This window comes from Microcoleus sp. MOSTC5, assembly GCF_036701825.1.
Classification (GTDB): domain Bacteria; phylum Cyanobacteriota; class Cyanobacteriia; order Cyanobacteriales; family Microcoleaceae; genus Microcoleus; species Microcoleus asticus.
Genome location: NZ_JAUBRK010000071.1, coordinates 1 through 12,966 on the forward strand (window position 1 = coordinate 1; position 12,966 = coordinate 12,966).

Consider the following 12,966-nt stretch of genomic DNA (forward strand, 5'->3'; position numbering starts at 1 on the left):
TGATTTTAAATCACCCTAACCTTCCTTCAGTCTTGTCTTATGGTACTCTGGCTGCTTAAAAACTGTCCGAACTATTGGTAATAGTCCTAAATTCATAAATTACTTTATAAGTCTTTTTAATACAGACAATATTCCTTTGGTGTACTCATTATCTTCTATTTGAGAATGCAATTTTTTAGCTTCGCTTGTAGCGTTGCCAACTAAATAACCATGTCCAACTGCTTGAAGCATTTCGATATCATTGCCACTTTCGCCAAAAGCTATAGAGTTTTGAGAGTTTACATTTGTCTGCCTTAAAATAAAATCAACTATATGTTTTTTCCCTGTTCCTGAAGGGATAAAATCGACATCATAGCAATTTTGGGGATCTCCAACTAATGGATTACATTGACTAATATTTACTTTAATCCCAGCATTTTTAGCTAAAAATTTTATTTTTAAAATCGCCTGTCTGTCAAGTTGTTTGTTTTGTTGATAGTAATAGTAATTTTTTAAAAAATGAGAATCTGCTATTTGAGGTTGTGGTGTCAGATTTATTCCATCTAATTTCAAAATATTAACTAAATTATTAACTAACTTATCTGAAAACCCACTTTTTTTGAGATGGCTTTCCCATGTTTCATCTTTTTCACCGTAGTGTTTTTCATTGAAGTATATCAGTTCTGTACCTAAACTACTGGCAATAAAATGAGGTAATAATCTTAACTCATATTTACTCATTTTAGAGAATACTGAAGTTATACTGCTGCCAGTAACCCAACCAAAAATAATTTGTTTTTCATGAGTGTTGTTTAGTAAATACTCCTCAAGTTCTTTTTGCTCGTTTTGATGACACTCTTTGTTTTCGTGAGCAAGATAAGTTTCATCAAAATCTGTAAAAACAACGTAGTTTGGTTTTGTGACTGGAGGTAAGAGCTTTGTCTTATGTTCGGAATATTTCATATCAAGCCTCGACAATCTTATTTGTGCTTCTATTAGGAGTCGGCTATGAATTATTTAGTGTCAAAAAATCTGGATTTACATTAGAGACATGCCACCATTGATACACAAATACTGTCCCGTAACAAATTTGGACTCTTGACTAGCGAAGTAAAGCACTGCTTCCGCAATATCCTGTGGAGTACCCCAATGCTGCATGGGAATTCTTACTTGGTAAGCATCTTTTTTCTCCTGAGTGGTAGTTTCGTGGCGTTCTACGGGAATCCACCCGGGAGCGATCGCATTTACTGTGATGCCAAATGGAGCAAGTTCGGTGGCCATGCTGCGGGTGAACCCGATTTGCCCGCCTTTAGCGGTAACATAAGCACTAAAGTTGTTAACTGTCCGAAAAAAAACATCGCTACTGATATTGATAATTCGTCCCCATTGTTTCTCCTTCATCGCGGGTAAGCAAGCACGGGTGAGCAAGAAAGGACTCTTGATAAAAAAGTCGATCATTGTCTGGAAATCTTGCCAAGTGTACTCTTCAAAGGGTATCTGGGGCTGATTCCCTGTTGCATTCAACACTAAAATATCTACAGATCCTAACTGTGTAGCGATCGCTTCGTAAATCGCTGTCACATCTTCTTCATTGGTTACATCACCCTTGACGAGGACAGCCTCACAGCCAAGGTCTTGTAACTCTGCCAGCGCACTTTCTGCACGCGATAGATTGTTGTTGTAGTTGAGGGCGAGCTTAGCACCCGCTAAACCTAGCCTCAAGGCGATCGCTTTCCCCAACCCAGCACTGCTTCCTGTGACTAAGGCAACGTGTCCATCTAAAGAAAATGACATTTAATCGGGTATCCTCTTATAAAAATTAGAAATCAGGTGACTGAGAACAGGAATCAAAACTCTTGTAATAATTGGCACAAATAATCCAAACTCTCTTTAGTGCCATGCTGAACATCTGCTGGTTCTTCGTACTCAACTGCCCAGTATCCTCGATAACCTGCATTCAATAGTTCTTTGATAATAGGCTCCCAAACGATTTCTCCCTTTCCAAAAGCACAGAACTGGGGCTTGCCATCAGCCCATGTGACATCTTTCCAATGACTGTAGTTTACCCAAGGAAGGATGTAGCGCAGTGCCATCAGAGGATCTGTCCCCTGGTTCAAAAAGTTAGCAGGATCGTAGTTGACTCCAACAACAGGACTCTTGATGCCTTCCATAATCTTGGCAACTCGTTGCCCTGTTGCTGTTGGACCACCGTGATTTTCAATGGTTATTTTAATACCATGTTCTTCGGCGTAATCACCAATTTGATTAAAAGCGTAGTGAAGCCGAGTAAAAACTTCTGGCGGAACGTTATCGTTTCTATGACCACCAGATAATAAGCGGACAAATTTTGCCCCCAGTTGTTTAGCTGTGTCAATAAAACGCTGTACTCTTTGAATCTCTTTTTCGAGAGCTATTTCGTCGGGAATAGTGAAATCATTTCGTGCGGCTATACAGATGATATCTACTCCGGCTTCCTCTGCCCAAGTGGCAATCTTGGCGACTGATTCGTCGTTACCACTATCTAAAAGGTGTTTGGGTGCTTGTGGATGAGCATTGACTTCTACTGAACGAATACCTTGGTTGGCTACCCAGTGAAAATATTCCGGTATTTCTAGTTCTCTCCAGCCCCAAGCTGCACAGGCAATGTTTGATGAGTTGATGTTATTCGGCATATTTAAACCTCTTGATACGACTGTTTTAAACGTTAGGAATGCCAGATTGGATTATATCATTATTTGCGATAAGTTTTTCAAACCTACACATTACACATATTGATAGAACAATTTAATGTTATGACAGACTCCCTCAAGTTGAGCAACTGTTAATTCTGGATAAATAGGTAAACTCAGAATTTGGTGTGACTGCATCTCTGCAACAGGAAAACTGCCTTCTGCATAGCCTAATTCTTTGCCTGCTGTAGACAAATGAATTGGTACGGGATAGTGAATTGCCGTGCCAATACCGCGATCGCTCAAAAATTGGCGCAATTCATCGCGCCGTTTAGCTTGGATGACGAAGGTGTGGTACACGCATTTCTCCCGGTCACGTTCTGACGGCATTTGGATCTGAGGAATGCCAGCAAGTTGAGTTTGGTAATAGCGAGCATTTTCCCGACGTCGCTGTGTCCATTCTTGGAGGTAGCGCAATTTGACTAAAAGAATTGCTGCTTGTAAAGTATCTAAACGGGAATTGTGAGACCATAAAACACAGTCATCGCGACTACGCAAGCCAATATTACGCATAATTTTCAGCTTGTCGTGCAGTTCTGGATTATCTGTAACTAACACTCCCCCATCTCCACAAGCATTTAAGTTTTTGAGTGGATGTAAGCTAAAACAGCCCACTGTTCCAAAAGAACCCACTGGCTGACCTTGATACTCAGCCAGTACAGCTTGAGCAGCATCTTCGACTACGGCTATTCCTTTTTCTTGAGCAAGTGTTAAAATTGGCTCCATATCGCAAGGTCGCCCTGTAAGATGGACTGGGAGAATTGCCTTGGTCTTAGGGGTAATGACAGATGAAATTTGGCTCGGATCAATATTGTAATCATCGCCCACATCAACGAATACAGGTCTAGCTCCAAGCACGCGAATACAGCTAGCTGAAGCCACAAAAGAATTAGGAACAGTAATAACTTCATCACCGGAACGAATACCAATTACTTTGAGTGCGAAAATTAAAGCATCTGTCCCAGAATTTACGCCAATGGCATAGCGAACACCGCACAATTGAGCAAACTGACGCTCAAACTCAGCAACTTGCTCGCCTAAAATAAAGTTCCCCTCATCAATGACTTCGCCAATTTCTGCCAGCAACTCAGACTTGAGGGAAGCGTGTTGACTTTTGAGATTGACAAAGGGAATTTGATTAATCCCTAATTGTTTTTGCACTTTATTTAATATCCCAAAATGTTAATAATCACTTCACGAGAATGACCAGACTGGCGATGTTCCCAAATATAGATCTCTTGCAAGCGACCCACTAGCAAAAGACCTTCACCAACGGGAATTTGTTCGGAAGTGTTGGTGAGGGCGGCTCGAATATGGGCAGGCATATCGTCTAAACCCTCTCCAGCTAAGAGATATTGACCTGTTTCTGGAACTAATTTGGCAAAAAATGCTTCTACATCCGGTCGCGCATCATTTTCCTGAATCAGTAAACTGGCTGAAGTATGACGCAGGAAAAGAGTACAAAGCCCTGCTTGAATTCCCGATTCTGTGACGATCGCTTGCACTTGGGGTGTAATTTGACAGAGCGATTTACCAGTGGTTTGTACCTGAATCGCTTGTTGGTAAAGTCTTATGGATGAGTTTGTCATGTTAATTCCTTAACCTAGATGCTCAAACCAGGATTTTGTCTCTTGCTGAATCGCTCCCGGTGTCCAGACTGGAGCATCTCGCCAGAGTTCAATATTGGCTAACATCTCAGCTACCCCTTGACTCAAGGTTACTTGAGGTTGCCATCCTAAAAGAGTCGTAGCCTTGGTAATATCTGCCCAAGTACAATCGGGTTCTCCTGGACGTTTGGGGATATGGACGATCGGGCCTTCTAATAATTGAACGAGTCTCAAAACGCTTTCAGATTGACCGGAACCAATGTTGATAATTTCGCCTATAATATCAGATTGAGCAGCTTTGACAAACGCTTCTACTACATCGCTGACAAAGGTAAAGTCTCTAGTTTGAGTCCCATCACCCACGACAGTGAAAGGTGTTCCGGCTAGTTTCTGAGCCAAAAACACGCCAAATACTGCACCATACGCGCCAGTCGTGCGCGATCGCGGCCCATAAACGTTAAATAGTCGTAATGAAAGGGCTGGAAGTTTATAAACTTGCGCCCAATGCATGACGAGTTGTTCCCCCATATATTTAGTCAATCCGTAGGGGTGTTTGGGATGGCAGGGATATGTTTCTGGTGTTGGATATTGGTCAGGAATGCCGTAGCAAGTTGAGGAAGCTGTGTAAATAAACCTCTCAATTTGAGCAGTACGGCAAGCCTCCAAAAGAGCGAAGGTACTATGTAAATTAGAATGATAGTAGTCTCCAGGATTTTGGATTGAGGGAACTAAATCAGCTAATCCTGCTAAATGAAATACCCAATCAATGTCTGCTAGGGTGGGAGGGGAAATATTGGCTATATCCTGCTCCATAAAAGTAAAATTTTTAGAGGTTTGAGCTACTTTTAGATTAGCTGTTCGCCCTGTAATCAAATTATCCAAACCAACAACACTATGACCGGATTTTAGGAGGCGATCGCACAAGTGACTGCCAATAAACCCAGCAGCACCAGTCACTAAGCAACGTTTAGGAGAATTCACTTGACTGTTCATTCAAAGCTTGATATTCTAATCTGTTAAAACGTTTATGAGTATAACACACTTTTGTCTCACCAATTCAATTTATATCTTCTAAATGTATTTTTGTATTGTACTGTTCTGAATCGCCTGTATCGGTTGGTTTGTTCTGTCATCAAATAGGAGTGCTATATAACTATAACTTTTTGTTTGATATTTTATAAATGAGTTTAGTTAATTCTTTGCAGTCAACAATAATATTCTCGTTATTTGCTTCACAAAAGAGACATCCGTAATTAAATCCTAAGCCTTGAGCTATAGTATAGAAAAAATGACTAATTTTTTGACCAAATATTTCAATGATAGTTGCCTTATGAGAGAAAATCATATTTGTTAATCCGGCTCCATGAGGAGCAACAATAATTTTGGCTTGAGCAAAAAATTTTACCTGCTCTTGCCAATCTATATCTTCAAGAACATAAGTAACAAAATCCATTTTAGCTAAAGTTTCTATCACTTCTTCTTCATTGAGAATGCGTCGAGCATTTGTTTGACGGCGAGAAAGAAAAACGTTTGGACTCAAAGGAATTTTTGAAATCGCATAACTATCTATATTACCAAGAATACGTTCTTTTACCCAAGAACAAGCTTTGATTGAAACACGGCCTTCTTCCCGCCGCTTAGAGCAAATAACTAATTCGTTAATCTTAGCTCTATATCCATTCCATTGAATACAATCTTCTACCCGATAACCCATCAACTCTAAAGATTGAATTTTCCAATGTGGAGGGTCTTTGTCGATTATTAATACTGGTTTTTTGCCTGTCTTTTTAGAATAATATTCTAGGGCTTCTAGCCGAGTTAAGCCCTCAGAAATCCAATGAGCGTACAAACGACTCCAATAATTAACTAATGAACAAGCTAAATCAATATGTTCGGAATCAGAGACAGGTCTAATATATTGGAAATTAAAACCTTGCTTAAGTGTTGAAATGACACTGTGTTCTAAACAGTCTACTCTGTCTAAAGCTGTTTCTAAAATGATCTTTCTATCTTCAGAAAACCCAATAGCATCAATCCCAAACAGTTCAACATTTTTAAATTCAGTAGCAAAAGGAACGGTAAATTTAAAAATTCCTTCTTTTTCTTTTAATACACTGGGTATTGGTTGATAACTGATGGGCTGTTGAATTTCAACAGTCTCATCATACTTTAATCGATATAAATTATGGTTATTCTCGGAGGATTCTATCAACTCTGACCTTCTAATTAAATGTTTATTAATATAATCAAACAAAAATAAATAGATCAACTTGAGAGTCGCTATTTGTTGATATTCATCTTCAAATTGAGGAAGATTATTTTCCCTTTTATCTTGCTCCATTGCTTCAGTTGTTGTGAGAAGATGAGTATCGATAAAACTTAATAATATAGGATATATTATTTTGATAATCAGCAAATGTTTAAGACTGCTCCCAACTCGGTTCATCTATTTATAATATCCTCCGTTTAGATTGCCAATTAAAAAATATTTTTTTATGTCTCTAAAAAGAAACTTCCGGGGAGTTTCTCAATAATTAATAAACAGATTTACATCCAATATTTTTAAACAAAATACTTTAGTTGGGCTAAGTTGTCCAGCCGAGCTGAAACCTCTATCTCTTCTTGAGCAACAACTTCTTTACTCAGCAAATAAAATCTACCGACCCCTGCAGATTTGGCAGCTTGCATATCCGATATTTTATCACCAATCATCATTGACCTTTTAAGATCTATTGGATATTTCCGGCAAGCCTGTTCAATCATTCCTGGGGACGGTTTACGACACCTGCAGTTCCTGCAATAATTAGGTATAGCAGCTTGGGGGTGATGTGGGCAATAAAAGACATCCAGCAATGGCACGCCTTGTCTGATAAACTGCTCGCACATCCATTCACTCAGGTCTAAAAAGTCCTGTTCGGAATAATAACCGCGGGCAATACCCGACTGATTAGTAATTACAATCAGCTCGTAACCCAAATTATGCAGTAGACGACATACTGTAAACACGCCCTCGATAAACTCAAACTGCTTACGAATCGCAACATACCCATAATCAACATTGATAACACCATCGCGATCGAGAAAAGCTACTTTGATCACCTCGCTAAGTCCTTGACTTTGTTCATAATCCCAATAGCATCAATACCTTGATGAGGTAATTGCTCCCATACTCCACTCGAACCTTCTTGATGAGTACCCATATAGGCATATTTGGGAGAAAAACCGCGCTCTAGTAACCAGGACCCAAATCGAATTCCTAGCCCTGTGCGACGATTTAACGATTCAACGACCAAGACAAAGGGTGTGGAGCCAATTTTTGCCATGATGTCTTCATCAACCAGATTCAGCGTTGGCTTGTTGATTAGCCCTACATCAATTCCTGCTTGCTTGAGATTTTCCACCACCTCAAGAGCGCGGTAAATTACTTCACCAAAGCTGACAATGTACCCTGCTGTACCCTCACGTACAACGTCATCCTTTCCGGGAACAAAGGTATAGCCCTCTCCATACAGAGGTTTGCCATCAGCATCCAGGATATCCGGGACTGGGGAACGACTAGAAAAGATAAACCGTAAACCAGGTTGATGAAACACAGTCTCCACACAGGCTTTCATTTGACCGCCATCTACTGGATAATACAGACGGGTTTCGTAGCCATCATCTAGCCCGTTATCTGCAAACATATTATTCAAACCAAAATGGCAGCTATTATCTGCTATTTCATCTATACCACTATGGGAAAATTGGCACAGAACGTTGGATTTATTCAGCCGCGCCATTGTGATTTCTGAAATGCACATTTCTAAAAAGGCGCTATAGGTGCTGAAAATCCCCTGTTTTCCTTCCTCCATGCCAAATCCCGCCGCCGCTGCGAAATTTCCTCGCTCCATGATGCCACCGCGATAGAAAATCTCTGGATAGGCTTGACTAATTTTGTTAATCCCACAAGACTCTCCCAAATCACTGTCGATGCACATCACATTTTCTTGGCGTTCTGCAGGAGTCATGGAACCTAGAATTGAAACGACGGTGGCATCGAAGATATGGCGAGTTTTACTGCTAGAACCTGTAAAGGTGTAGGTTGCTTTGAGTGGAACAATTCCTTTGAGATAATTAACGGCTTGAGTGTGTCCGCGAGTTTCCAGATAAGCGATCGCCAAATCCAACCCCAGAGCATCATGACCGAGGGGTGTACCCTCTACCCCGCTAATACCAGGACACATCTGGCGTTTATTCACAACCGCTACGGGACCGTCTGCGGTAGCTGCTTCACAGAGACGACGATACAAATCATCTAGGTTTTCACCTTCTCCTGTTAGTACAGTTAGTCCATGTCCCGCTAAGGTTTGACTGACATTAAAACCTGGTAAATAATCTGAAGGGTATCCACTACAGGTAGAATTGTTATCGTCAATAATTACGTTGATATTGAGATTTTTGGCTACAGCTAAACGTGCTGCTTCGGCATTATTTCCTTCCTGCTGTGATCCATCTGAACCCAGACAAAAGACTACCCGATTGGGATTAGCGATCGCTACTCCATTCACATAGGGCCACATATGTCCCAATCTCCCAGCACTAAATTTCACCCCAGGAGTGCGTCCACGTTCCGGATGAGCAAGAAGTTTGGAATAGGGTTCTCGATAGTGCAGCAGATTTTCAGCATCAAGATCGCTGAGTAGAGTGGCCATGAGATATTGTGTGGCAACTCGGTGTCCGGCTTCATCGAAGAAAATCGGTACAAACTTATCTGGTACTCCCCGGAAGAAAGCATCTAGAATCATAACTTCGGGAACTGTATCATAAGCCCCTCCTGTATGACCGCCTACGCCTTTTGCTGCTGCTATGGCAGTAAAGAAAACAATCGTGTCTCGACAAAGTTGAATATTAGCTTTTAGCGTTTCTCTTTGCTCATTCGTCAAAGTTGAATTAGTCGGGTCTAATTTTAACGGTTTGTAACTATCTAGGTTAATGGGAAAGCGTAAGGTTGTTACAGGCATTGGTTCTCGTTCTTTAGAGCTTATCGAGTTTTTCTTAAGTGAAATGCGTTCTAAAAAATTAGCTAACACTTACCCAGAGTATTCTAGTACCTTGATGTCTCCCCGACTCCTTGTCTTTAATGTTACTTTACAAAGTAAAGTAACAATTCTTTATAAAAGTTATATATTTTTTACATTTAAACACTTTGGTTAAATTATGTTATGTTTCTATAATATATAAATATCTTAATCACATAGATATTAGAAATAGGCTAATATTTTAGGCACTGACAAAAACTAAGGAAAAATATAATTAAATGTTCGGGTTGATTAAACAGATACCAACATGGCAAAAACTAAAGTGGCTACAGTATTTAATAAAGCCTCTATTAATGAAATATATTCAGCAAAATCTACTTGATAGAAAAAATTTAATTTTTCAAACCGATACCCGTAAAGAAAATAATTTTTTTTCGCTTTGGATTGTAGAATGTTTGACACGAATTCAAGTGAGACCTGGACTATACCATCAGATTTGCACGTTCCTACAGCTAAAGCAGCAAATCGCTTAATTGCCATATTTGCCGAAGTTGAATAATCCTCTAATGAGTTATTTCCTTTCTTAAAAATGAGAACCATAGTTTATCAGTCTTATCGTACCCACAATGTACCTAGTTGGATTAATACCTGTATGCAGACAGTCAAAGACTGGGCAACGCTGAAAGGATTCGATTATCAAATGATCGATGATAAACTGTTTGATTATGTTCCGGACTGGTATAAAGAAAAAGCGAATGGGAAAATACAGCCAATTAGCGATCTAGCTAGACTAGAATTGGCGAAAGAGTTTATTTTAAAAGGATATGAGCGAACTGTTTGGATAGATGCTGACATTCTGATCTTCCAGCCAGAACAGTTGAATATTAATACTAGAGAAGAATATTTATTTTGTCGCGAAGCTTGGATAGAGCTAGAAACAGGAAGTACGGTAGAGGAAGGCAAAATTGTTTGTATTAGTAAAGTTCATAATGCTTTGACTATATTTACTCAAAAAAATAGCTTTTTGGATTTTTACATTTATGTATGTAAAGAAATTGTTAGAAATACTCAAGGCAAACTTTCTTCAATTGAAGTAAGTACTAGATTTCTAACCAATCTGCATCAAATTTTTCCGTTACCTCTTTTCAAAAATATGGGACTTTTTAGTCCTTTAAATATGTATGGTATTGCTCAAAATCAAAATTATTTTACTCAAGAGTATGTCAAACTAATAGGCGCTCCAATTTATGCAGCCAACTTGTGTTCATCGTTTAGAAACACTAGCTTTCAAGGAATAGATATGAACGATCAAGTCTACGAAATTGTGATTGAAAAGCTTTTAGAAACAAAAGGAGAATTAGTCAACCAGTACCTTTGAACAGTTAGTGCCAAAATCAAGCCAATGAGTGTTCTTAAAAATGATATATTGAAATTGAACCAGAACCAAAAAGCTTGTGGAGTACAGATACCAATGTTACAACTATCACTAATATGAGTAAACATATTTTTTTGTATACACTTGATCCAGGGGTTGGCGGCGTTGCACAAAACAATCACTTAATTATGTGTACATTAGCAAGATTGGGATATCAAGTTACCTGTGTACAACCCCCAGCCTATGATGATAGAGTAATTAGCTTCCAAAAGCAGTTGGGTATTCAGCACCTATGGGTAGAAGCTAAGAACAAAAACAATTCACGAGGCTTTGATATTGAAAGTTGGCAACCGACTTTAATAAATAGCTCCCCAAAACCAAGTTTAATTATTTGTAGTAACATCCATCCGTTCGCCAGCTTTGCCGTTAAACAAATCGCTATTCCACTGGGAATACCCTACATTGTAATTGAGAATCTGGTTCTACCAGATATGGCCCTTCGGTTTGTTGAATATCTAGATGAGCTATCACATCACTACATTGAAGCCAAGTCAGTTATTGCTGTTTCCTATGATGATTTAGGTGTATTACACAGATTATTCAAGCTTCCCAAGAATAAAGGAAAGGTTATTTATTATGGACGACCTGTAGAATATTTTACTCCTTGCGATTTTGGCGTGCGCGATCGCCTGCGCCAATCGCTTAACATACCAACAGATGCTGTAGTTTGCTTCACAGCGGCTCGCATAGAATTGCGAAAAGGCTACCAGTATCAGTTAGAAGCAATTAAGCAGTTGATGATCGGCCCAGTATGGTCTCAACTTTACTTTGTGTGGGCAGGAGGTGGGATTTTTGAGCCACAACTCGAAAAGGAACTCCAACAAGCAGTTGAGCAACTGGAAATAACTGATAAAATTAAATTTTTAGGACAAGTTACCAATGTTTCAGAGTGGCTAGATACTTCTGACATCTTTATATTGCCTTCAGTATCGGAGGCATTTGGAATGTCCATTGCTGAGGCTATGGCAAAAGGATTGCCAGTTATTGCCACAGCAGTCGGGGGTATTCCAGAAGTCTTGGGTAATACTGGCAAATTACTTCCTGACCCCAACATTGATTCGCAAGCCACAGTGAGAGAATTGGTAACGACGATTCAAGACTGGGTTATGAGTCCACAGTTGCGTCACGACCTTGGTCAGCATTGCAAACAGCGAGCGGAAGAAATGTTTAGGGAAGAACGGAGTATAAAAGAAGTATTGGAAGTGATTGATCGGGTACTCATGCTATCCGAAGATACATCCCATGAGTATTAAAACTAGCATACTAATACGCACGAAAAACGAAGCTCAAGACATAGCAAAAACTTTGAGATTGTTGACAAGTCAATCTTTAAAGCCCAACGATATTGTTGTCGTAGATTCTGGTTCTACTGATGAAACAGTTAATATTGTCAAGCAGTGGAGTGACGTTAAGCTAATTCAAATTCAGCCTGAAGAATTTACATTTGGTCGTTCTTTGAACATTGGCTTTAAAGCTACTAATGCAGAAATCGTTATAGCGTTGAGCGCTCATGCTTTTCCCTGCGATCGCTACTGGTTGCAAAACCTGGTTAAGCACTTTGATGACCCTGAAGTAGCGGGAGTTTATGGCAAACAGGTTCCTCAACCTGATGCTTGGCCCCCTGTTCAGCGAGACCTAGCGTTTTATGGAGACCAGCTACGAACTCAGACAAACCCGGATAGTCCTGGCGAACACTTTTTTTCCAATGCTAATTCTGCTATTCGTCGTCAGTGCTGGGAAAAACACTGTTTTGATGAAACGCTAACTGGTAGTGAGGATTGGGAGTGGTCACGGGCGATGCTAAGGCTGGGCTACAAAATCATCTATGAGCCTGAAGCAGCCGTATATCACTCACACAACGAGCGTCTTCTGAAGGTATATCAGCGATTTTATAGAGAAGCGCTGGCATTTCAGTCGATCTACGGGGAAAAAATGAGCTTGCACCAGGCACTACGTAAATGGCGCAGGTCAGTATTAGCGGACATTCGCTTCATCCTCCAAAATGGCAAAAGTTACGAGTGGATTTTACGTGCACCAATCTATCGCCTATTCTGGATTTACGGACTGCTTAAACCCAGTTTAGCCGCACCAATGTGGGAGCCGTTTGTTAAACGCTGGCTGAGAGACTATTCCAACAAGCAGTTGCATTAAAAGTTTTGTCAAGGCAGGCTAAAAGATCGCTAAACCTTAAAAAATTA

13 protein-coding genes are annotated in these 12,966 nt (G+C 39.9%); 3 read left to right on the forward strand and 10 right to left on the reverse strand.

Going from position 1 to position 12,966, the window contains the following annotated elements:
• Window positions 1-99: 99 nt before the first annotated feature.
• From QUA54_RS28610 to QUA54_RS28655, 10 genes are all read right to left on the reverse strand, one after another.
• Complete coding sequence (locus QUA54_RS28610) at window positions 100-942, reverse strand: HAD-IIB family hydrolase (protein WP_333417784.1); 843 nt, start codon at window positions 940-942, stop codon at window positions 100-102.
• A gap of 75 nt (window positions 943-1,017) precedes the next feature.
• Window positions 1,018-1,773, reverse strand: a complete 756-nt coding sequence (locus tag QUA54_RS28615; RefSeq protein WP_333417786.1) for a 3-oxoacyl-ACP reductase family protein — start codon at window positions 1,771-1,773, stop codon at window positions 1,018-1,020.
• Between the two features lie 53 nt (window positions 1,774-1,826).
• Window positions 1,827-2,651: a sugar phosphate isomerase/epimerase family protein gene (locus QUA54_RS28620; protein WP_333417788.1), complete on the reverse strand. Its 825-nt coding sequence runs from the start codon at window positions 2,649-2,651 to the stop codon at window positions 1,827-1,829.
• Between the two features lie 90 nt (window positions 2,652-2,741).
• Window positions 2,742-3,869 carry a DegT/DnrJ/EryC1/StrS family aminotransferase gene (locus QUA54_RS28625; protein ID WP_333417790.1) on the reverse strand — a complete coding sequence of 376 codons (1,128 nt, stop codon included), beginning with the start codon at window positions 3,867-3,869 and terminating at the stop codon, window positions 2,742-2,744.
• Window positions 3,870-3,874: 5 nt separating this feature from the next.
• Window positions 3,875-4,297 (reverse strand): secondary thiamine-phosphate synthase enzyme YjbQ, encoded by a 423-nt coding sequence (locus tag QUA54_RS28630; protein WP_445301597.1) that lies wholly within the window; start codon window positions 4,295-4,297, stop codon window positions 3,875-3,877.
• A 9-nt stretch (window positions 4,298-4,306) separates the two neighbouring features.
• Window positions 4,307-5,308, reverse strand: coding sequence for an SDR family oxidoreductase (locus QUA54_RS28635; RefSeq protein WP_333417792.1), 1,002 nt, complete (start codon window positions 5,306-5,308; stop codon window positions 4,307-4,309).
• Window positions 5,309-5,468: 160 nt separating this feature from the next.
• Complete coding sequence (locus tag QUA54_RS28640) at window positions 5,469-6,761, reverse strand: glycosyltransferase family 61 protein (RefSeq protein ID WP_333417794.1); 1,293 nt, start codon at window positions 6,759-6,761, stop codon at window positions 5,469-5,471.
• A gap of 116 nt (window positions 6,762-6,877) precedes the next feature.
• Entirely contained in the window at window positions 6,878-7,414 is a 537-nt protein-coding gene (gene gmhB, locus QUA54_RS28645; protein ID WP_333417795.1) for a D-glycero-beta-D-manno-heptose 1,7-bisphosphate 7-phosphatase, read from the reverse strand.
• A complete protein-coding gene (locus tag QUA54_RS28650; protein ID WP_333417797.1) occupies window positions 7,411-9,315 on the reverse strand; it encodes a transketolase C-terminal domain-containing protein in 1,905 nt (634 codons plus the stop codon). Before QUA54_RS28650 ends, gmhB begins: the two co-directional genes overlap by 4 nt.
• 309 nt (window positions 9,316-9,624) lie before the next feature.
• A complete protein-coding gene (locus QUA54_RS28655; protein WP_333417799.1) occupies window positions 9,625-9,933 on the reverse strand; it encodes a hypothetical protein in 309 nt (102 codons plus the stop codon).
• Between the two features lie 52 nt (window positions 9,934-9,985).
• On the opposite strand from QUA54_RS28655, the gene QUA54_RS28660 reads away from it, so the two are divergent.
• From QUA54_RS28660 to QUA54_RS28670, 3 genes are all read left to right on the forward strand, one after another.
• Window positions 9,986-10,711, forward strand: coding sequence for a hypothetical protein (locus tag QUA54_RS28660; protein WP_333417801.1), 726 nt, complete (start codon window positions 9,986-9,988; stop codon window positions 10,709-10,711).
• A 113-nt stretch (window positions 10,712-10,824) separates the two neighbouring features.
• Complete coding sequence (locus QUA54_RS28665; RefSeq protein WP_333417802.1) at window positions 10,825-12,021, forward strand: glycosyltransferase family 4 protein; 1,197 nt, start codon at window positions 10,825-10,827, stop codon at window positions 12,019-12,021.
• Window positions 12,011-12,919 (forward strand): glycosyltransferase, encoded by a 909-nt coding sequence (locus tag QUA54_RS28670; RefSeq protein WP_333417804.1) that lies wholly within the window; start codon window positions 12,011-12,013, stop codon window positions 12,917-12,919. The genes QUA54_RS28665 and QUA54_RS28670 overlap by 11 nt, the downstream gene beginning before the upstream one ends.
• Window positions 12,920-12,966: the final 47 nt, after the last annotated feature.

Excerpts from the sequence above, each read along its gene's own strand:
- QUA54_RS28670 (WP_333417804.1), top strand. The coding sequence starts at position 12,011 with ATGAGTATTAAAACTAGCATACTAATACGCACGAAAAACGAAGCTCAA.
- QUA54_RS28630 (WP_445301597.1), bottom strand. The coding sequence starts at position 4,297 with ATGACAAACTCATCCATAAGACTTTACCAACAAGCGATTCAGGTACAA.
- QUA54_RS28610 (WP_333417784.1), bottom strand. The coding sequence starts at position 942 with ATGAAATATTCCGAACATAAGACAAAGCTCTTACCTCCAGTCACAAAA.
- QUA54_RS28640 (WP_333417794.1), bottom strand. The coding sequence starts at position 6,761 with ATGAACCGAGTTGGGAGCAGTCTTAAACATTTGCTGATTATCAAAATA.
- QUA54_RS28650 (WP_333417797.1), bottom strand. The coding sequence starts at position 9,315 with ATGCCTGTAACAACCTTACGCTTTCCCATTAACCTAGATAGTTACAAA.
- QUA54_RS28665 (WP_333417802.1), top strand. The coding sequence starts at position 10,825 with ATGAGTAAACATATTTTTTTGTATACACTTGATCCAGGGGTTGGCGGC.
- QUA54_RS28660 (WP_333417801.1), top strand. The coding sequence starts at position 9,986 with ATGCAGACAGTCAAAGACTGGGCAACGCTGAAAGGATTCGATTATCAA.
- QUA54_RS28655 (WP_333417799.1), bottom strand. The coding sequence starts at position 9,933 with ATGGTTCTCATTTTTAAGAAAGGAAATAACTCATTAGAGGATTATTCA.
- QUA54_RS28620 (WP_333417788.1), bottom strand. The coding sequence starts at position 2,651 with ATGCCGAATAACATCAACTCATCAAACATTGCCTGTGCAGCTTGGGGC.
- QUA54_RS28615 (WP_333417786.1), bottom strand. The coding sequence starts at position 1,773 with ATGTCATTTTCTTTAGATGGACACGTTGCCTTAGTCACAGGAAGCAGT.
- QUA54_RS28635 (WP_333417792.1), bottom strand. The coding sequence starts at position 5,308 with ATGAACAGTCAAGTGAATTCTCCTAAACGTTGCTTAGTGACTGGTGCT.